At 74.0% G+C, this 21,211-nt stretch carries 10 protein-coding genes; 3 read left to right on the top strand and 7 right to left on the bottom strand.

Annotation, left to right across the window (positions count from 1 at the left end; all coding sequences use genetic code 11):
• On the top strand, nt 1-202 hold a 202-nt coding region (locus ETD83_RS43620; RefSeq protein ID WP_205717616.1), incomplete at its 5' end, for a hypothetical protein.
• A gap of 348 nt (nt 203-550) precedes the next feature.
• Here ETD83_RS43620 and ETD83_RS12230 read toward each other — a convergent pair.
• The 4 genes from ETD83_RS12230 to ETD83_RS12215 form a co-directional block, all read right to left on the bottom strand.
• Entirely contained in the window at nt 551-748 is a 198-nt protein-coding gene (locus ETD83_RS12230) for an MbtH family protein (RefSeq protein ID WP_138645214.1), read from the bottom strand.
• A gap of 1 nt (nt 749) precedes the next feature.
• The gene (locus ETD83_RS12225; RefSeq protein ID WP_205717615.1) at nt 750-2,045 is read right to left on the bottom strand and encodes a lysine N(6)-hydroxylase/L-ornithine N(5)-oxygenase family protein; all 1,296 of its coding nucleotides are present in this window, start codon (nt 2,043-2,045) and stop codon (nt 750-752) included.
• 25 nt (nt 2,046-2,070) lie between these two features.
• A complete protein-coding gene (locus ETD83_RS12220) occupies nt 2,071-3,066 on the bottom strand; it encodes an iron-siderophore ABC transporter substrate-binding protein (RefSeq protein ID WP_205717614.1) in 996 nt (331 codons plus the stop codon).
• 117 nt (nt 3,067-3,183) lie between these two features.
• Nucleotides 3,184-15,081 (bottom strand): non-ribosomal peptide synthetase, encoded by an 11,898-nt coding sequence (locus ETD83_RS12215; RefSeq protein ID WP_138645212.1) that lies wholly within the window; start codon nt 15,079-15,081, stop codon nt 3,184-3,186.
• Nucleotides 15,082-15,206: 125 nt separating this feature from the next.
• Here ETD83_RS12215 and ETD83_RS12210 point away from each other — a divergent pair, with 125 nt between their 5' ends.
• A complete protein-coding gene (locus ETD83_RS12210; protein WP_230420847.1) occupies nt 15,207-16,529 on the top strand; it encodes a salicylate synthase in 1,323 nt (440 codons plus the stop codon).
• 52 nt (nt 16,530-16,581) lie between these two features.
• Here ETD83_RS12210 and ETD83_RS12205 read toward each other — a convergent pair whose 3' ends face one another.
• The 3 genes from ETD83_RS12205 to panD form a co-directional block, all read right to left on the bottom strand.
• Nucleotides 16,582-17,655, bottom strand: coding sequence for a glycerate kinase family protein (locus ETD83_RS12205; protein ID WP_205717613.1), 1,074 nt, complete (start codon nt 17,653-17,655; stop codon nt 16,582-16,584).
• A 197-nt stretch (nt 17,656-17,852) separates the two neighbouring features.
• Complete coding sequence (locus tag ETD83_RS12200) at nt 17,853-19,427, bottom strand: (2,3-dihydroxybenzoyl)adenylate synthase (RefSeq protein WP_230420846.1); 1,575 nt, start codon at nt 19,425-19,427, stop codon at nt 17,853-17,855.
• 19 nt (nt 19,428-19,446) lie between these two features.
• Nucleotides 19,447-19,854 carry an aspartate 1-decarboxylase gene (gene panD / locus ETD83_RS12195; protein WP_138645209.1) on the bottom strand — a complete coding sequence of 136 codons (408 nt, stop codon included), beginning with the start codon at nt 19,852-19,854 and terminating at the stop codon, nt 19,447-19,449.
• Between the two features lie 77 nt (nt 19,855-19,931).
• Between panD and entS the strand changes: the two genes are divergently transcribed.
• On the top strand, nt 19,932-21,209 hold the full coding sequence (entS, locus tag ETD83_RS12190; RefSeq protein WP_138645208.1) for an enterobactin transporter EntS: 1,278 nt from the start codon (nt 19,932-19,934) through the stop codon (nt 21,207-21,209).
• Nucleotides 21,210-21,211 lie beyond the last annotated feature (2 nt).

The raw sequence follows: 21,211 nt of genomic DNA, 5'->3' as shown, positions 1-21,211 counted from the left end.
CCCCCGTGCCGCTCTCCCCCGCACCGGCCTCCCCTGGACCGGTGTTCTCAGGGCCGGCCGCGGCCGCTTCGGACCGGATCAAAGCGCCTCCCGCCTCGTCCGTCACTCCCGCCCACTACCGATCATCTTCCCCGTCATCGGTAGCAACGACCAGAACCCGTTTATTGCGTTGCCACCGGTGCTGGTCGGCGGGCATGCGTGAGCCGCGGAAGAGGGCTGCGCATAAGTGAAGGAAAGGGGCTGGTCAGCGGCCTGATGCCTGCCATGACCATGAGCCCCGGCCGGCGGGCGGGACGGTCCCGCGGCGTCCGCCCCGGCACCGCGGGACCGTCCAGCCCGCCGGCTGCGGCCGGTGAGCCCGACCCCGCCGAGCGGGCCCCCCTCCTGCACGGCCCGCCGGCGGCGTCGCTCTCCGGCTCCCAACTCCTACAGCGCCCGCCTGCCGCGAAATGTCACACGACCGGCCGTAATAGTGGTCTACCTGGGAGGACGTCCCGGCGCGGCTTCCCCGGGACCAGTGCGCGGGTCGGCCCGCGCGCCGCCGCGGGCGTCAGGTGGTGAGGCTGCGCGGGCGCAGATCGGTCCAGTTCGCGGTGACGTAGCCGAGGCAGTCGGGCCGGGACGCGGGGCCGAAGGCGGTCGTCCAGCCGGCGGGGACGTCGGCGAACCCGGGCCACAGGGAGTGCTGGCCCTCGTCGTTGACGAGGACGAGGAACGTCCCTTCGGGGTCGTCGAACGGGTTGGTCATCTCACGCCTCCTGGGCGACGGGGACGGAGCGGCGGGCGATGGAGCGGACGATCTCCCCGGTGCGCACGGCCGTCATGGACAGCAGCGACGACGCGATGCCGTGGCTGTGCTCGGTGGCGCCCTGCAGGTAGACGCCCCAGCGCGGGCCGGGCTGGGTGGCGACGCGGTAGTCGCGCTCCATGACCGGACGCCCGTCCGGCCCGGTCTGGCAGAGCGGCGCCGCCTCGCCGAGCAGGTCGAACGGGTCGCGCTCGCGGTAGCCGGTGGCGTAGACGATCGCGTCGGCGTCCACGTCGCGCACATCGCCGGTCGGCATGAACCGGACCCGCGCCCGCACTCCCCCGGGCTCCTCCCGGACGTCCACGATGCGCGAGACATTGAGGATGCGGAGCCGTTCGGCCCCCGCGACCTTCTCGGCGTAGGAGCGCCGGTACAGCTCGTCGATGAGGTCGAGGTCCACCACCGAGTAGTTGGTGTTGCGCGAGTAGTCGAACAGCATCCGCTTCACGTCGTCGGGGGCGTCGTAGTAGTGGTCGACGGCCTCGGGGTCGAAGATGCGGTTGGCGAACGAGCTGTCGTCGGCGGGCGAGTACCCGTACCGGGCGAAGACGGCGCACACCTCGGCGCCGGCGAAGGTGCGGTGCAGGTACTCGACGGCTTCGGCGGCGCTCTGCCCGGCGCCGACGACGACGAGCCGCTTCGGGGTCCAGCCCGGCCGCTCGGCGAGGCGGGTGAGCAGGTCCTCGGTGTGCCAGATCCGCTCGCCCTGCCGGACGCCCTCCGGCAGGACGGGCTCCAGCCCGGCGCCGATGACGGCGTTGCGGGTCAGGTGCGTCTCCAGCTCGTCGTCGCGCCGCACGACGACCTCGAGCGTCTCGTCGTCGTGCGGGCGCATGGCGACCACTTCGGAGCGGTAGCGGACCCGGTCGGCGAACGCGGCGGCCGTCCATTCGAGGTAGTCGTGGAACTCCACCCGCGTCGGGAACATCGTCTTGTGGTTGACGAAGTCGACGAGGCGGCCCCTGGCGTGCAGGTAGGCCAGGAACGAGTACGGGCTGGCGGGGTTGCGCAGCGTCACCAGGTCCTTGAGGAAGTGGACCTGCATGGTGGCGCCGTCGATGAGCATGCCCCGGTGCCAGCCGAACTCCGGCTGCTTCTCGAAGAACACGGCGTCCGCGGACGCGCCGCCTCCGCCGTCCTTCCCGGCGACGCGGTCCGCCTCGTCGAGCGCGACCGCGAGCGCCAGGTTGGACGGGCCGAACCCGATGCCCACCACGTCATGGACGGGGGTCTGCATGCGCTCCTCCGGCATCTGGCGGGCCTCAGGCGGGCTTCGCCGCGGCGGCCTTGGCGATCTTCGGGACGATCTGCTCGATGACGTACGGGACCGACAGCGGGGTCGGGGTGCGCAGCGGCCAGAACGACTTCAGGTCGAGCGCCACGTACGAGCCGCGCTTGACGACGGCGAGGTCGGCGAAGAGCTTGTTGCCCTCGATCTTCTTCTGCGTGGCCGGGTCGTCGTTGTAGTGGCTGAGCAGGACGTCCACGTCAAGGACGGAGATCTTCTCCATGCTCAGCTCGGCGGCGAAGCCCTCACCGGGCAGCTTCTTCAGGGGCTCGGGCAGCACCATGCCGAACTGCTTGAGCAGCTTGACGCTGGTGTCGCCGTCGGCCTTCATCACGCCGATGTTCCCGTTCGGGAACATACTGGTGAACGCGAACCCCTTGCCGTTCAGCTCGGGGTGCTGGGTCTTCACTGCGGCGAGGCTGGTGTCGAGCCTCCCGACCAGGGCGCCGCCCTCGTCGGACTTGCCGACGGCCTTGGCGACCTGCATGGTGATCTGCTGCCAGGCGTCCTCGGCGGGCCCGGTCTGGTACGCGACGGTCGGGGCGAGCTTGGAGAGCTTGCCGTACTCCTTGTCGATGTAGAAGTCGCCGGCGGCGAGGATGAGGTCGGGGCGCAGCGCCGCGATCTCCTCCAGGTTGAACCCGGCCTCCCCGGCCTTGAGCAGCTTGGGCTTCTCGCCGGTGAGCCTGGGCGCGCTCCAGGGGGCGAGGCCGTCGGGCTGGACGCCGGTCAGCTCGGCCATGCCGACGGGCGTGACGCCGAGGGCGAGCAGCGCGTCCTGGTCGACCTCGCCGAGCGCGACGATCCGCTTCGGCGCGGAGTCGATCTTGGCGGTGCCGAGCTTGTGGGTGATCGTGACCGGGAACGCCCCGGCCCCCGCCTCGGCGCCCGAGGTGTTGTCCGCGGGTTCGTCGTCGCCGCACGCGGCGGCCGTTCCCAGGCTCAGGACGAGCGCGGCGGTGACCGCCATTCGCCGCATAATGGTGCGCATTGAGGACCGGTGTCCTTCCAGAATTCCGGGGTTATCGACCGAGATCTTAGGTTAGGCTCACCTAACTGTGCAATGGGTCGGCATATATGGGCCTTCTCACCTCATCCGGGCCAGCAGGCCCGCCACCGTGGGCGCGGTCATCAGGGCCGCGATCTTCACGGACTCGCATCCGGGCTCCCTCCTGATCCGCCGGACGAGCTTCATGGCGAGCAGCGAATGGCCGCCGAGATCGAAGAAGTCGTCGTCCGGGCCGACCTCGGCGACGCCGAGCTCCTCCGCGAAGATGCGGCACAGGACCGCCTCCCGGTCGTCGTCCCCGGTCCGCGCCGCCGGCGCCGCCGCCTCGGGCGTGGCGGCGCGAGCGGCCGGCACGGCGGGCGTCAGCGGGGCGGGCAGGGCGCTCACCCTCACGCCCGGGTCCGCGGCGACGGCGTCCATCAGCGCGAGGAGGCCGTCGGCCAGGGCGGCGATCGTGTCCCGGTCGAACATGTCGGCGGAGTAGTCGACGATCAGCCGGAGGCCGTCCTCGCCGGCGCCCTCGCGGAAGATGAAGTCGATGTCGAACTTCGCCGCGCCCGGGCCGAACAGCGCCTCCCGCTGCTCCAGTCCGGGGAACCGCACGTCGCCCGCGCCCTGGTTCTCGTAGCCGACCATCACCTGGAACAGCGGGTTGCGGCCGGGCACGCGGCGGGGGCGCAGCGCCTCGACGACCGCCTCGAACGGCAGGTCCTGGTTGGCGAGCCCGGCGAGATCGGCCTCCCGGACGCGGCCGAGCAGCTCGGCGAACGCGGGGTCGCCGGACACGTCGGCGCGCAGCACGAGCGTGTTGACGAAGAAGCCGACGAGGTCCCGCGCGGCCTCCTCGGTGCGTCCGGCGACGGGGCTGCCGAGCGGGACGTCGTCGCCCGCGCCCGTGCGGTGCAGCAGGGCGGCGACGGCGGCCTGGCAGACCATGAACATGCTGGCGTTCGCGTCGCGCGCGACCTGGCGCAGCCGCCGCGTCAGGCCGGGCGGGAAATCGGCGGTCAGGGTGCCGCCGCGCTGCCCGGTGGTGCCGGGGCGCGGCCTGTCCGCGGGCAGCGGGATCTCCTCGGGCAGGCCGGCGAGGGCCCGCGCCCAGTGGCCGAGCTGCCGGGCGTGGACGCTGCCGGGGTCGAGCGGGTCGCCGAGCAGCTCGCTCTGCCACAGCGCGTGGTCGGCGTACTGGACGGGCGGCGCCTCCCAGCCGGGGGCCTTCCCGTCCAGGCGCGCCGTGTACGCCTCGGCGACGTCGCGGGCGAACGGCCCGAACGACCACTCGTCGAACGCGATGTGGTGGAAGACGGCGAGCAGCAGGTGCTCGCGCTCCCCCTCGGGGAACACCGCTACCCGCAGCGGGATGTCCTTGGCGAGGTCGAACGGCCGGGCGATGACGTCCTGCGGCGGGCACGTCGCCACCTCCAGGACGGGACGCGCCTCATCCGGCGCGAGAATCCGCTGGTAAGGGACGCCGTCGTGCTCGGGGAACACGGTGCGGAGGCTCTCGTGCCTGGCGGTGACGTCGCCGATCGCGGCTTCGAGCGCCGCGCGGTCGAGGTCGCCGCGGAGCCGGACGGCCAGCGGCAGATGGTACGCGCCGCGCGGCCCGTCGTCCTCGCGGAGGAGCTGGTCGAGCATCCACAGGCGGCGCTGCGCGGACGACAGCGGAACGCGGTCCGGCCGCTCCTTCGGCTCCAGGACGGGCCGGGCCCCGGCGGCGGCGTTGCGGTGGACGCGTTCGGCGAGTTCCGCGACGGTCGGCGCCTCGAACAGGTCGCGGATCGCCAGCTCGGCGCCGAGCACCGCGCGGGCGCGTCCGACGAGCCGGGTCGCGAGGAGGGAGTGGCCGCCGAGGTCGAAGAAGTCGTCGTCGACGCCCGCCCCGGGCACATCCAGGACCTCGGCGAACAGCGTGCACAGGAGCCGCTCGACGGGCGTGCGGGGCGCCCGCCCGGCGCGGCGCGGCCCGTCCTGACCGGGGTCGGGGAGGGCGCGCCGGTCGAGCTTGCCGTTCACGGTCAGCGGCAGCGCGTCCAGCGTCATGATCGCGCTCGGCACCATGTAGCCGGGGAGGCGTCCCTTCAGCGCCTCCCGGACCCGGGCCGCCAGCACGCCGTGGTCGCGGGCGGCGACCGGGTTGTTCGCGTAGGAGGCGGGCGCGCGTCCGGGCTCGGCCGGAAGGCAGGCCGCTCCCCCGCCGAACACCGCGTCGTAGCAACCGGCCGTCCCGGACGGGGTGAGCACCACGTCCGGGAACAGCGCGTGCAGCGTCTCCGGCTCGACGCCTTCGGTCGCGTCGGGTGGTGTGCCGTTCTGGAGGGCGTGCAGGGCGGCCATCTCGCCGGTCAGCCGCGCGTCGGGGATGCCCCTGACACGCAGCGGGCCGGGCGGCCTGTCGGTCAGGTCGTCCAGGGTGCTCCAGTCGATGACCGGCGTGTCGGGGGCGGGGGCGGCGTCCTTGTGGAGGACGGCGTCGTAGCGGTGGCGGGTCAGCTCGTTGTGGTGCGTGCCGCGCTTGATCAGGACGTCCACGCGCGCAGGGCCGTCCAGGGCCGCGAAGAACGCGGGGTCGAGGAGCAGTTCCTTCTCCATGCGGACGGCGCGCTCGACGGCGTCCAGGTCGCCGCCGCCGCGTCCGTGCTGGATCGCGGCGTGCAAGGCGCGGACCGTTCGCAGGTCGCGGACGTCGCCGATGAACAATGCCCCGCCGGGTGCGAGGAGCCGCATCGCCTTGGCGATGACGTCCTGGAGGTAGGCGGCCCCGGGGAAGTACTGCACCACCGAGTTGATCACGATGGTGTCGTAGTACGCCTCGGGCAGCCCGCCCGTGTCGTGCGCGGGCCGGCAGCTCAGCCGGACGCGCGAGTCCGGCCCGAGGTCCTGCCGGAGTTTGGCGATGACGGGCTCGGAGAAGTCGGTGCCCCAGTACTCGTCGGTCTCGGGCGCGAGGCGGGTCAGGATGAGTCCTGCCCCCACCCCGATCTCAAGGACGCGGCGGGGCCGGAGCGCCCGGATGCGGTCGAGGGTCGTCGCGCGCCATTCGCGCATGTGGTCCAGTGGGATGGGCTCGCCGTCATAGCTGCTGTTCCAGCCGGCGAACTCCTCGTGATGGACGACGGTCCCGACCTCGGTGTACTCGGCGTCGTAGATCTGCCGCCATTCGGCGAGCTGCTCGTCGGCGGCGCCTTCGCGCGTCCCGTCCGGGACGACGCAGCCGACGAGCCGCTTCACGCCGGGGACGTCGGTGTCGGCGGCGACGACCGCGGCCTGCCCGACGCCGGGTTCGGCGGCGAGCGCGGTCTCGATCTCCTCCAGCTCGACCCGGTAGCCGCGGATCTTGACCTGGTCGTCGGTGCGGCCGAGGAAGTCGATGTTCCCGTCCGCGCGGACCCGGACGAGGTCGCCCGTCCGGTACATGCGGCCGCCACTGCTCGGGTCGGCGCAGAACGGGTCGGCGACGAAGCGCTCGGCGGTCAGGTCGGCGCGGCCGAGGTAGCCGCGGGCCAGTCCGTCGCCCGCGATGTACAGCTCTCCGGGGGCGCCGGGCGGGACGGGGCGCAGCCATCCGTCCAGGACGTAGCCGCGGGTGTTCCAGATCGGCTTGCCGACGGTCGGGGTGGCGCTGTCCTCGGTGCCGCCGCCGAGCGTGTTGATCGTGTACTCGGTCGGGCCGTACAGGTTGTAGCCGAGGACGCCGTCGGCCTGCGCGAGCCGGTCCCAGACGGAGGTCGGGACGGCCTCGCCGCCGAGCAGGACGAGCGGCGGTCGGTGTTCCCCATTGAGGAGTCCCTCGTCGAGCAGCTGCTGAGCATAGGTCGGCGTCACGTTGATGACGTCGATGCGGTGCTGCCGCAGGTAGGCGGTAAGCGCTTCGGCGTCGCGGCGCAGGTCCTCGTCGCAGACGTGCACCTCGTGGCCCTCGATGAGCCAGAGCAGCTCCTCCCACGACATGTCGAAGGAGAACGAGACGGTGTGCGCGATCCGGAGCCGTCGGCCCGCGGACTCCACGACCGGATCGAAGATGTTGGCGCGGTGGTTGAACTGCATGTTGGTCAGACCGCGATACGGGGTGACCACGCCCTTGGGACGTCCGGTGGAGCCCGAGGTGTAGATGACGTAGGCGGGGTGGTCGAGGCGGCCCGGCGTGCCCGGGGCGAAGCCGGGCAACTCGTCCGGGGCCAGGTCGGTGCCGGGCAGGGCGGCGAGCGTGCGCGCCACCTCGGGGTCGTCCAGCGCGAGGGTGACGCCGGAGTGGGTCAGACCTGCGGCGATGTCGCGGTGCGAGAGCAGGCAGGTGGGGGCGGCGTCCTGGAGCATGTAGTCGAGGCGCTCGGCCGGATAGTCGAGTTCGAGGGGCAGGTAGGCGGCGCCCGTCCGCAGGACGGCGAACAGCGCGACGACCATCTGCGCGGAGCGGGGCAGCGCGAGCGCGACGACCCGCTCCGGGCCCGCGCCGTTGGCGATGAGCAGCCGGGCGAGCCGGTTGACCTCGGCGTTCAGCTCGCCGTAGGTGAGGCGGACATCGGGGAGCGAGACGAGCGCCAGGGCGCCGGGCTGCTCCGCGGCGCGTTCGGCGAGCAGTTCCGCGACGGTCAGTTCGGGGACGGGACGTCGCGCGTCCGCCCAGTCGCGGCGCAGCCGGTCGTGCTCGTCCGGGACGAGCAGGTCGAGGCGGTGGCACGGCATCCCGGGCGACTCCGCGAGCGTCCGCAGGACCCGGACGTACCGGTCGGTGATCCGCTCGGCCTCGGCCTCGGTGAACGCGTCGCCCCGGTACATCACGCGCAGCCCGGCGCCCGGCTCGACGACCATCGTGATCGGGTAGTGGGTGGCGTCGCGGACCTCGCGGCCGCGGACGCGGAGGGCGCCGTCCGGGCCGAAGCCGCGGCCGGTCGGCATGCCGGGGAAGTTCTGGAAGACGAACAGCGTGTCGAAGAGCGTCCCGAGGCCGGTGGCGCGCTGGACGTCGGCGAGCGCGACGAAGGAGTGGTCGAACAGCTCCGACTGGGCGGTCTGGACGCGGTCGAGCACGGCGGTGAGCGGGTCCGCCGGTCCGGCCTGAACGCGGACGGGGATGGTGTTGAACAGCAGCCCGACCATGGCGTCGACGCCGTCGACGTCCGGGTGGCGGCCGGAGACGGAGGCGCCGAAGACGACGTCGTCGCGTCCGGTCAGGCCCATCAGGACCAGGCCCCACGCGGTCTCGAACAGGGTGCCGGGCGTGACGCCGTGCTCGCGGGCGACGGCGTCCAGGCGGCCGGGCAGGCCGGGTGGCAGCGCGCGGTGCACCTCCCCCGCCGTCGCGAGGTCGGCCGGCCGGTCGACCAGGCCGGGCCGGACGAGGGCCGGTTCGTCGAAGCCGCCGAGCGCGCGGCGCCACGCGTCCACGGCGGCGGCCTTGTCGCGGCCGTTCACCCAGTCCAGGAACGCGCGGAACGGCGGGACGGGACGGGCCGCCTCGGCGGCGGCGTCGGTGTAGGAGTCGAGCAGCGAGGTGACGAGGAGGCCGCCCGACCAGCCGTCCAGCAGGATCAGCTCGGAGGTGAGGATCAGGCGGTGGTCGCCGGCCGCGAGGGTGGCGAGCGCGAACCGGATCAGCGGCGGCTCACCCGGGTCGAACGGCTCGGCGCGCTGCGCGTCGACGAACGCGTCGAGGTCGTCCGGGGCGACGCGGGCGTGCGTCCATGGGGTGTCGAAGGCGTCCGGGACGAACTGGACGGCGCGGTCGCCGTCCGTCCGGAACCCGGCCCGGAGGTTGGGGTACTTCTCCAGGACGGCGCGCACCGCGTCCGCCATCCGCGCCGGGTCGACCGGCCCGGACAGCGTCACCACGGCCTGCTGCACGTAGATGTCGCGGCCTTCCCCGGCCAGCATCAGGTGGAACAGCAGCCCTTCCTGGAGCGGCGAGAGCGGCAGTTCGCCGGCCTGGTCCGCCGCCTGGGCGGGAGCGGCGACGGCGGGCGCGGCCGTCGCCGCGAGCGCCTCGACGGTGCGCAGCCTGAACACGTCGCGGACGGTGAAGGACAGCCCGGCGCGGCGGGCGCGGGCGACGAGGAGCGCCGCGCTGATGCTGTCGCCGCCGGTGCGGAAGAAGTCGTCGTCGGCGCCCACCGCGTCGCGTCCGAGGACGGTCGCGGCGAGGCGGGCGAGGACGCGCTCCGGCTCGGTGGCGGGCGCGCGTCCAGCGCCGGGGCGGCCCGGGTCGGGCAGCGCGCGGCGGTCGACCTTGCCGTTCGGGTTGAGGGGCAGCTCGTCCAGGACGACCAGCTCCGCCGGGACGAGATAGTCGGGCAGCAGCGCGCGCAGCCGGTCGCGGAGATCGTCGGCGTCGACGTCCCCCGCGACATAGCCGGCGAGCCGCGACCCGTGCGCGGCGACGGCGGCCCGCCTGACCCCGGGCTGCGCGGCGAGCGCGGCCTCGACCTCGCCCGGCTCGATCCGGAAGCCGCGGATCTTGATCTGCTCGTCGGCGCGGCCGAGGAAGTCGAGCCCGCCGCCCGGGCGGCGCCGCACGCGGTCGCCGGTGCGGTAGAGGCGGGAGCCGGGCCGGCCGAACGGGTTCGCGACGAACCGCTCGGCGGTGCGGGCCGGGTCCCCGAGGTAGCCGCGCGCGAGCCCGTCGCCCGCGAGGTACAGCTCGCCCACGGGGACCTCGCGGAGCGCGGAGTCCAGGACGTGCGCGCGGGTGTTGGCGATGGGGAACAGCCCGCCGTCCTCTTCGACAAGGCTGTCCCCCGCGGCCTCGGAGCATCCGTAGAGGTTGACGAGCCGGGCCGGGACGCGCTCGGCCAGCGCGGCGGGCAGGGCCTCACCGCTGCTGATCCAGGTGGTGACCGAGGCGGGCAGCCCGTTCTCCACGAGCGCGGCGAGCAGGCTCGGGACGAGCGTGACGAGGCGGGCGTCGTGCCGTTCGATGAACTCGGCGAGCGCGACGGCGTCGGTGGCGGTCGCGTCGTCGGCGATGACGACGGTGTCCCCGGCGACGAGGCCGCCGAGCAGCTCGGTCGTGCCGTCGATGAACGCGGGCGAGCTCTTCGCGACACGGACGCCGCCGGGCGCGGCGAGGCCGGCGCCCCACGCGAGCCGGTTCGCGAGGGCGCGCTGCGTGCCCGCGACGGCCTTCGGCGTCCCGGTCGACCCGGACGTGAAGATCACGTATGACGGGTGCTCCGGATGGACGCCGGGACGTTCGCGGGGCGGCGCGTCCACGGGCGGCTCGTCCCGGCCGAGGACGAGGAGGGGGCGGACGGCGTCCAGCATCGCGTCCACGCGCGCGGGCGGGTAGGCCAGGTCGATCGGCAGGTAGGCGGCACCCGTCTTGAGGACGGCGAGCAGCGCGACCGCGAACTCGTCCGAGCGCGGCAGCGCCAGCGCGACGACCTGCTCGGGCCCGGCGCCGGCGGCGGCCAGCCGGTCGGCGAGCGCCTCGGCGCGGCGGTCGAGGTCGGCGTAGGTCAGGGCGGTGCCGCCGAAGACCACGGCGGTCGCGGCGGGCGTCCGCGCGGCCTGCTCCTCGATGAGGGCGGCGACCGTCCGGACGGGGAACTCGCGCGCGGTGTCGGGGTGCTCGACGGCGGCGCCGAGCGACGACAGCTTCCGCCGCGGGTCGGTGGTGACATGGGTGAGGAGGTCGTCGAGGCCGTCCAGGAGCCGCTCGACGGTCGCGGCGTCGAAGAGGTCGGTCGCGTACGCGGCGAACCCTTCGATCTCCTCGTCGCCTTCGGCGAAGTACACGTCGAGGTCGAACTTGACGCCGCCGGTCTCCGGCAGGAACGGCTCCGCGCGCACGCCCGGCAGCGCGAGGCGCACGTCGTCCAGCCGCTGGTGGACGATCATCACCTGGAACAGCGGGCTGCGGGCCAGCGACCGCTCGGGGGCGAGCCGGTCCACGACCCGCTCGAACGGGACGTCGGCGTGCGAGAACGCGGCGAGGTCGGCGGCGCGCACCCGGTCGAGCAGCTCGGCGAACGACGGGTCGCCGGACAGGTCGGTGCGCAGCACGAGCGGGTTGACGAACACGCCGACCAGGCCGGCGAGGTCCTCGTCGGGGCGTCCCGCGATGGGCGACCCTACGGCCACGTCGTCCCCCGCGCCGGACCGCTGGAGCAGCGCGGCGACGGCGGCGTGCAGCACCATGAACACGCTGGTCCCGGTGTCGCGGGCGAGCCGCCGCGCCCCGGCGGCCCGGAGCCGGAACGGGACGAGCCCGCCGCGGTGGCTCGCCTCCGCCGGACGCGGCCGGTCGAACGGCAGGACGGTCTCCTCCGGCAGCCCGGCCAGGGCCTCTCCCCAGTAGTCGAGCTGGCCGGACGCGTCGGGCGCGCCGTCCCGCTGCCAGGCCGCGTAGTCGGCGTACTGGACGGGCAGCGGCTCCCAATCGGGTGCGCGTCCGTCCCGGCGGGCCTCGTAGGCGCGCGCCAGGTCGGCGAGCAGCGGCGTGAACGACCACTCGTCCGCGGCGGCGTGGTGCAGGAGCAGGATCAGCGACCGGTCCTCGTCGCCGTTCCGGATCAGGCTGCCGCGGATCGGGAGGTCGCGGCCGATGTCGAAGACGTGCCCTGTCGCCTCCCCTTCGGTGCCCGCGACGGCGAGGCTCACGGGGACGTCCGGTTCCAGGACGCGCTGGACGGGCAGCCCGTCCGGCCCTTCGACGAGCAGCGTGCGCAGCGCCTCGTGGCGGGCGACGACGTCGGCGAACGCGGCGTCCAGCGCGGCCTCGTCCAGCGGGCCGCGGAGCCGGAGGCCGAGCGGCAGCGCGTACGAGGCGGACGGCCCGCGCAGCCGCTCCTCCAGCCAGAGCCCCCGCTGCGCCGCCGACGCCGGGACGACCTCCGGCCGCGCCACGTCGCGGACGCGCGCCGTGTCCGCGGTGACCAGCCGGGGCGCGAGCGCGGCCACGGTCGGCGCCTCGAACACGTCCGCGATCGACAGCGACCCGCCGAGGACGGCGCGTGCCTTCGCCGCCACGCGCGTGGCCAGCAGCGAATGGCCGCCGAGCGCGAAGAAGTCGTCGTCGACGCCGATCCCGTCGACGCCGAGCAGCTCGGAGAAGATCGCGCAGAGCGCGGCCTCGCGGGCGTCGCGCGGGACCCGTCCGGACACCTCGGCCTCGGGGGCGGGGAGCGCGGCGCGGTCGAGCTTGCCGTTGACGGTGCGGGGCAGCGCGTCCAGGGCGACGAGCGCGGACGGCACCATGTACTCGGGCAGTGCCCGGGCGAGCGCGTCGCGCAGCGCGGCCTCGTCCACACCATCGCCGCCGGGCACGTAGTAGCCGACGAGCCGGTCGTCGCGGACCACGACCGCCGCCTGCGCGACGCCGGGCCGCGCGGCGAGCACCGCCTGCGCCTCCGCCGGCTCGATCCGGAACCCGCGGATCTTCACCTGGTCGTCGGTGCGGCCCAGGTACTCGATCGACCCGTCGCGGGCGCGGCGCGCGAGGTCGCCCGTCCGGTACATGCGGGATCCGGGCGGGCCGAACGGGTCGGCGACGAACCGCTCCGCGGTCAGGTCGGGGCGGCCGACGTAGCCGCGGGCGAGCTGCGCGCCCGCCAGGTACAGCTCGCCGGGAACGCCCGGCGGGACGGGCCGCAACGCCGCGTCCAGGACGTGCGCCCGGGTGTTCCAGAATGGCGCGCCGATGCCGGCCGCGGGCAGGTCCGCGGACGTCGCCCAGATCGTCGCCTCCGTCGGCCCGTACATGTTCGTCGCGAGCGACGCGGACGCCTCCAGGGACCCGGCGAGCGCGGCGGGCAGCGCCTCCCCGCCGGCGAGGACCCGCAGCCCCTTCAGCGCGGCCGGGTCGAGCGTGCCGAGCAGCGACGGGGTGCCCTGCACGACGGTCGCGCCCTCCAGCAGCGCGGCGAGCGCGGCCGGGTCGCGGACGGTCCGCCTCCCGGCGAGGACGACGGTCGCGCCGCTGATCAGCGGCGCGAACAGCTCCAGCGCCGCGATGTCGAACGCGATCGTCGTCACCGCAACGAGCCGGTCGGCCGGGCCGAGGTTCAGCTGCGAGCGCGTCGTGAGGAGGAAGTTCGTCAGCGCGCCGTGCGGGATGGCCACGCCCTTGGGCCGTCCGGTCGAGCCCGAGGTGTAGATGACGTAGGCGAGGTCGTCCTCGCGTGGCCCGTGGGACGGCTCCGCCGGGACGTCCTCCAGCGGGCCGTCGATGACCAGGAGGTTCGCCGTCGCGGGGAGCAGGCGCGCCGTCTCGTCCGTGACGATCGCGCAGAGCGGCGCGGCGTCGTCCAGCATGTAGGCGAGCCGGTCGGCGGGATGGTCGAGGTCGAGCGGCAGGTACGCGGCCCCCGACTTCAGGACGCCGAGCAGCGCGACGGCCAGATCGGGGGTGCGCGGCAGCGCCAGCGCGACGACGGCCTCCGGCCCGGCGCCCCTGGCCCGGAGGTGCGCGGCGAGCGCGGACGACCGTTCGTCCAGCCCGGCGTACGTGAGGGACCGGTCTCCCGCCTCGACCGCCGTGGCGTCCGGTGTCCGCGCGGCCTGCTCCTCGAATAGCGCGACGACGCTCGTGTCCGGCAGGTCGCGTCCGGTGGCGTTCGCGCGTTCGATCAGGGCGCGCTCGTCCGCGTCCATGAGTTCGAGCGCGCCGATCGGACGGTCGGGGTCCGCGAGGGCGTCCCCGAGGAGCGTCTCCAGATGGCCGAGCAGCGCCTCGATGCGCTCGTCGTCGAACAGCTCGCGGCGGAACGTCGCCTCGACCGTCATGCCCTGCGGCCGGACGAACGCCTCCAGCGACAGGTCGAAATGCGTGGTGCCGTTGTGGACGTGCGTCCAGCTCGACGTGATGCCGGGCAGGTCCAGCTCGCCGATCTCCTGCGCGAGGAACAGCAGCATGGTGTCGAAGAACGCCGACCGTCCGCGTCCCCGCGCCGGGCGGAGTTCCTGGACGATGCGGTCGTAGGGCGGCGACTGGTGCGCGAAGCCGCCGGTGACCGTCCGGCCGACGCGGTGCAGCGCCTCCCGGAACGTCGGCGCGCCGGACAGGTCGGTCCGCATCACCAGCGTGTTGCCGAAGTTGCCGACGAGCCGCTCGACCTCGGCGTGCTCCCGGTTCATCACCGCCGACCCGATCGCCACGTCGGCGGCGCCGGTGTAGCGGTGCAGCAGGACGGCGTAGCCCGCCATCATCACCATGTACGGGGTGAGGTTCTCCTCGGCGGCGAGCTTCCGCATCCCGTCGGTCACGGCGTCGTCGAAGCGCCGCGCCCGCCGCCCGCCCCGTTCGGACACGGCGGCGCCCCGCGCGCGGTCGGCGGGCAGGTCGAGCGGCGCGGGCGGCGGGTCGAGCCGCTCGCGCCAGTAGGCGAGGTCGTCCTCGTCGAGGGGCCGCCGCTGCTCCCATTCGGCGTAGTCGGCGTACTGGACGTCCAGCGAAGGCAGCCCGTCCTTCTCGCCCGTGACGGCCGCACGGTAGAGGGCCGACAGGTCGCGCGACAGCGATCCCCACGTCATGCCGTCCCACGCGATGTGGTGCACGACGAGGACCAGTGCGTGCTCGTCCGCGCCGTCCGGCCGGAGCAGTTCGAGCCGGATCGGCCGCTCGCGGCGCAGCTCGAACGGCACCGCCGCCAGCTCCGCCGCCCGCGCGCCGGGGTCGGCGCAGGCGACCGGCGTCAGCTCCAGCGCGTCGTCATCGGTGACGATCTGCACGGGACCGCCCTCCGCGTCCGAGTACACCGAGCGCAGGACCGCATGGCGCCGGATCAGCCCGCGCAGCGCCTCGCGCAGCGCGCCGGTGTCGAGCGGCCCCGACATGCGGATGAGGAGGCAGACGTTGTAGGCGGGGCTGTCCGGGAACGTCCGATGGTGCAGCCACATGCTCTGCTGCGCGTAGGACAGGGGCGCCGGCCCGTCCGATCCCCGGGGGGCGAGTCCGGCGGAGTCCGGGCCGAGCCCGGCCTCCGCCATCATCCGCCGCATCAGTTCGCGTCGCCGTGCCGTCGTCGTCTGCTCCTGCACGCTCAACTCTCCGTTGTCGGCTTCATCCCGCCGTCGGTTAGGTTAGCCTTGCCTAGGAAAATCCCACAAGGTTAGCCTTACCTAAGTTCGGGACCGTTCCGGCCCGCGAAAGGGAGTTGGCTGCCTTGTCCTTCGCTCTGCGCACTGACGCGAACCCCGCCGAGCTGGTCGTCGAGTACACCGCGGACCCGCTCGCGCTGATGGCCCGGCTGTCCGGATCGGGGCTCTTCGACGACCACGTCGTCTACGAGCGGCCCGGCTCGTGGACGTTCGCCGGCGGCCTGCTCGGCGAGGTCGTCCTCGACGCCGACCGGGTGCACACCCGCTGGCCCGACCGTCCACCGGTCACCAGGCCCTGGACGGAAGGACGTCCGGCCGACGCGCTGCGCGAGGCGTTCGCCGGCGTCCCGCTCCCGGCCTGGAACGCCTACGGCTGGATCGCGTTCGAGTTCGCCGCGCCCTCCCCCCGGGGACGGCTCGCGCACCTGATCGTCCCCCGCGTCGAGGTCCGCGCCGAGGACGGCCGGGCCCGCATCACCGGCGTCGACGCGCACGAGACCGAACAGGTCGCCAAGCTGCTGCTGGCCGAGGCGGAGTCCGGCGCCCCCGCCGCGGGCACCCCCGCACCGGTCGACGTCCGTGTCGGCGACGCCGCGTACCGCGCGCAGGTCGCCGACGCCGTCGCCGAGATCAAGGCCGGCCGCTACCAGAAGGTGATCGTTTCGCGGCGGCTGGACATCTCCTACCCCGTCGACATCGTCTCGACGTTCGTCCAGGGCCGCCGCGCGAACACCCCGGCGCGCTCGTTCCTGCTCGACATGGGCGGCTTCCAGGCCACCGGCTTCAGCCCCGAGGTCCTCGTGAGCGTGGACGCCGCCGGACGCGTCATGACCCAGCCCCTCGCCGGCACCCGCGCGTTCGGCCTGGGCGCCGGCGCCGACGCCGAGGGCCGCGAGGACCTGGAGACCGACCCCAAGGAGATCTACGAGCACGCCGTCTCCGTCCGCACCTCCCAGGACGAGCTGTACCGGGTCTGCGACCCCGCGACCGTCCAGGTCACCGGGTTCATGACCGTCAAGGAGCGCGGCAGCGTCCAGCACCTCGGCTCCACCGTCAGCGGCGTCCTCGCCCCCGGCCGCACCTCGTGGGACGCCCTCGACGCCCTGTTCCCCGGCGTCACCGCGTCCGGCATCCCGAAGCCCGAGGCGATCGACGCGATCACCCGCCTGGACGAGCACCGCGGCCTGTACTCCGGCGCCGTCCTCACCGTCTCCCACGACGGGGCGCTCGACTCCGCGCTCGTCCTGCGCGCCCTCTACAACCGCGACGGCCGCGCCTGGCTCCGCGCCGGCGCCGGAATCGTCGACGCGTCCACCCCCGAACGCGAATACGAGGAGACCTGCGAAAAACTCACCAGCATCGCTCCCCACGTCGTCCCGCTCCCCTAAGGTCCGGCGAACGGAGAGCTCGAGTTGGAGCGCGACCGGCGCCCTCATGGTGTTATGCCGTGAGCCCGGCGGCCAGCCGTTCGGCGGCGCGGCGGAGGTGGTGTTCGGGGCGCTCCATCGCCTCGCGTTCCGAGCCGGCCAGGTCGGTGAGGCTGACCATCGTCACGCCGGCGCGCTCGGTGGCCACGGCTCCGGCGATCACGGCCGCTGGGACGCGGTGTCGCTGCGCGAGCCGGACGACGTGGCCCGTGACCTTGCCCGTGTAGGACTGCTCGTCGTGGCGGCCTTCCCCCGTCACGACGAGCGCCGCGCCGGGGACGCGGCCCGGGAGGCCGCTCAGCTCGGACAGGTATCGGGCGCCGGACGTCATCGTCGCCCTCCAGTACGACGACAGGCCGTACCCGATACCGCCCGCGGCGCCCGCGCCAGGGGCGTCCGGGGCACCGCCCGCCAGGTCCGCCCACCTGCGGAGAGCGCTGTCGAGGAACCGCACCAGCTCCGGACCGGCGCCCTTCTGGGGGGCGAAGACGGCGGCGGCGCCTCGCGGGCCGAACAGGGGTGCGTCGACGTCGCAGAGGAGAAGGACACCGTCCGGCGGAGGGGCCAGGAGGTTTGTGGTGTCGACGCTGGTCACCACGGCGAGCCCGGCGCCACCGGGCGGGACGTCGCGGTCGTCCGGGCCGGTCGTTCGCAGGCCGAGTTCGCGCAGGCAGCCGGCGCCGCCGTCGGTGGAGGCCGACCCGCCGAGACCTACGACGATCCTGCGGGCCGACGCCCGGAGCGCCTCGCGAAGGACGGTGCCTAGTGGGGCGCTGTCGGCGCCCGCGGGGTCGGCAGTGCCGATCAGCGGCAGGCCGCAGCAATCGGCGAGTTCCACTATCGCGGTGCCGTCGTCGAGCATGAGCCAGCGCGCTGTGCGCGGGCCACCGGGCAGGGTCACCGTTGTCGTGCGGACGGCCGCGTCCGTACGCGCGGCCAGGACCGTGTCGAGCGTGCCCTCGCCGCCGTCCGCCTGGGGCAGGCGTTCGGTCACGACGTCGGGGCGCACGCGCCGGAAGCCCTCGGCCATCGCCTCGGCGGCCCGCGCCGCCGTGAGGGTCGACTTGAACGAGTCGGGTGCAAGCACCACCCGGGGTGTCACGGGCGCTCGTCTCCCTCCGCGAGCAGCGGCGCCACGGCCCGCCGCCTGGTCGCGGTCGGGTCGGGGCAGGCCCGTCCACCGGCACCACGCGGCGGCGGCCTGCGCGACCAGCATCCCATCGCGCCTCTTCCTGGCGCGGCATCGGCCGCGGGTACTGGAAGGTCCCGCGTGACGCTCAGGGCTTACCGGACGGCGGCGGCCAGGGCCTTCTTGCTGATCTTGCCTACCGGGGTGCGGGGGAAGGCGTCGGTCGTTTCGAGGCGGTCGGGAAACTTGTAGGCGGCCACGCCGCGGGCGCGGAGGAAGTCCTTCATCTCGCGGAGGCCGGGGGTCTTCTCACCGTCCCTGACGATGAGGAACGCGCAGGTCCGCTCGCCCATCACCGGGTCGGGGAGCCCGACGACGGCGGCGTCGTGGACGGCCGGGTGCGCGAGCAGGTGGTTCTCCAGCTCCTCGGCCGAGATCTTGTCGCCGCCCCGGTTGATCTGGTCCTTCTCGCGGCCCTCCACGATCAGGTGGCCGGACGGGAGCCGGCGGACGAGGTCGCCCGTCCGGTAGAAGCCGTCCGGGGTGAACGAGCGGGCGTTGTGCTCGGGGGCGCGGTAGTAGCCCCGGAGCGTGTACGGGCCCCGGGTGAGGAGTTCCCCGGTCTCGCCCGGCGCGACGTCCTCGCCGTCGGCGTCGACGACGCGGATCTCGTCGGCGGGTGAGAGCGGGCGGCCCTGCGTCTGCTCCACGAGGTCGCGGGGGTCGTCCAGGCGGGTGTAGTTGAGCAGTCCCTCGGCCATGCCGAAGACCTGCTGGACCTGGCAGCCCAGGGCGTCCGGCACTTCGGCGGCGCGTTCGGCGGCGAACTTCGCGCCGCCCACCTGGAGGAGCTCGAGGGAGGAGATGTCCTCGTCCTGCCAGGTCACGGCGTCCAGCCAGAGGAGCGCGATCGGGGGGACGGCCGCGCAGACCGTGGCGCGTTCGCGTTCGATGAGGGGGAACGCGTCGTCCGGGGAGCCCGACGGGGAGAGGACGACCGTGCCGCCGTTGGCGAACACACCGAGGATGCCGGGGCAGGCGAGCGCGAAGTTGTGCGCGGCGGGCAGGACGACCAGGTAGACGGTGGCGGACGTGAACCCGCAGACCTCGGCGCTGGCCTCCAGGTTGTAGACGTAGTCGCGGTGCGTCCGGGGGATCAGCTTCGGCAGGCCCGTGGTCCCGCCGGACAGGAGGAACACACCCACGTCGGACGGGTCGGGCTGGGGAAGGTCGACCGGGTCGGCGTCGACGGAGGACAGCGCGGTGAGGTCCTGCGCGTCGCCGTCCACGATCACGTACTCGACCGGGAGGGTGCGGGCCATCGCGCGGTAGTCGAAGTCGCCGTCGCGGTCGGCGCAGACGTAGGCGCGGGCCTCGGACAGCTCGCACAGGTAGCGGATCTCGCTCTCGCGGTGCGCGGGCAGCGCGAGGACGGGCGCCGCGCCGATGCGGACGAGGGCGAGGAACGTCACCACGAAGCCGGTGGTGTTGGGGAGCTGGACGACGACGCGGTCACCCCGGCGAAGGCCCAGGCGCAGGAACCCGGCGGCGGCACGGGACGCGCGGTCGTCGAGTTCGGCGTAGGTGAGGCGGTCGGCGCCGGCCACGAGGGCGGTCTTGCCGGGGTCACCGCGCAGGACGTCGCCGAGGACGCGGTCGCCCCAGAACCCTTCGGCCTTGTAGCGGGCCTCGAAGTCGTCCGGCCAGGGAACGAAGCCCTCCGTGCTCATCGAACCGGTCATCGGCCGCTCACCGTCCGGCGAGCTGGGCCGGGGCGCCGGGCACCGGTTCGGCCGGGTCGGAGCCGAGCGCGACGATGCGGTTGGCGTCGTCCACGTGGACGACGCGGGGCCGGTGGCGGGGGCGGTCGGCCTCCGCCACGGCCGTGTAGGTGATGATGATGACCAGGTCGCCGGGCTGGACCTGGCGGGCCGCCGCGCCGTTGATGCCGATGACGCCGGTGCCCGCCTCGCCGGTGATGGCGTAGGTGACCAGACGGGAGCCGTTCGTGATGTCGACGACGTGGACCTGCTCCCCCTCCACGATGTCCGCCGCGGCCATGAGATCCGCGTCGATGGTCAGCGAGCCCACGTAGTGCAGGTCCGCCTGGGTGACCGTGGCACGGTGGATCTTTCCGTTCATCAGCATGCGCTGCACCGGTACGCCCTCTTTTCCAAGACCAACTAAGGCTAGGCTTACCTTAGCCATTCCCCTGGCAGAGGAGAACCCCGAGAATGCTCCGGCGACTGGCCCGCCGCCTGGCGATGGACGTCGGCCCGCTGCGCGACAGCCGGCCCTTCCGCAACGTGTTCATCGCCCGCACCGTCTCGGTGTTCGGGATCGGGATGCTGGCGGTCGGCGTCCCCGTGCAGGTCTACGGCCTGACGGGGTCGACGGTGCACGTCGGCGCGGTGTCCGCGGCGGAGGGGTTCGCGCTCCTGGCCGGGTTCCTGTGGGGCGGGGTGCTCGCCGACCGGTACGACCGGCGGCGGCTGATGCTGCACGCCCGGACGGCCGCCGGGATCGGGTTCGTCCTGCTGGCGCTGAACGCGTTCCTGCCGTCGCCGTGGCTCCCGGCCATCTACGTGCTCGCGGCGTGGGACGGGCTCGCGACCGGCGTCAGCGTCACCGCGCTGCTGGCCGCGACGCCCGCGCTGGTGGCACCGGACAAGCTGGTCGCGGCGGGCGCGCTGAACGCGCTGACCGTCCGGCTCGGGTCGATGGCGTCGCCGGCGCTCGGCGGCGTCGTGGTGTCGGCGTTCGGCGTCGGCTGGAACTACGCCGCGGCGGCGGCCGGGACGATCGGCACGCTCGCGCTGCTGACCGGCCTGCCGTCGCTCCGGCCCGATCTCGGGGACGACAAGCCCGCGAACCCGCTGAAGGCCGTCGCGGACGGGTTCCGGTTCGTCGCGTCGCACCGCGTCGTCGGGTCGCTGATGCTGCTCGGGCTGCTGTTCATGGTCGCGGGCGGCATTCCGGTGCTGATGCCCGCGTTCGCGACGCGCAGCCTGGACGGCGGCGCCACCACGGTCGGGCTGCTGTTCGCGGCGCCCGCGTGCGGCGCTGTGCTCGCGTCCGTCACGAGCGGGTGGGCGGGGACGGTTCGGGCGCCCGGCATGGCGCTGCTCGTCGCGTCCGTGACGGGGTTCGCGGCGCTCGGCTGCCTGGGCCTGGCCCGTCACCCGGCACTGGCCGTCGCGATCCTTTTCGCGTACGGGTTCGCCCAGTCGATCGAGGAGATCCTGCGGTACGGGCTGATCCAGTCCCACACCCCTGACTCCCATCTCGGACGCGTCAACGCGCTGTGGGCCGCGCAGGAGACCGGCGGCGGCGCGGTCGGGGCGCTGGGCGCCGGGGCCCTCGGCCGCTACCTCGCGCCGGGCGCGGCCATCGTCGTCTACGGGACGGTCAGCGCCGTCCTCGCGCTGGCCCTGGCGCTGACCCTCACCGGGCTCCGGACGGCGACGCTGCGTCCGGAGCCCGAACCGGAACCGGCGCCCGAGCCGGGCTGATC

The sequence above is a fragment of the Actinomadura soli genome (assembly GCF_005889715.1).
GTDB lineage: Bacteria > Actinomycetota > Actinomycetes > Streptosporangiales > Streptosporangiaceae > Spirillospora > Spirillospora soli.
The sequence above is the reverse complement of the archived record's forward strand: the minus strand, read 5'-3'. Positions and strand labels throughout refer to the sequence as shown.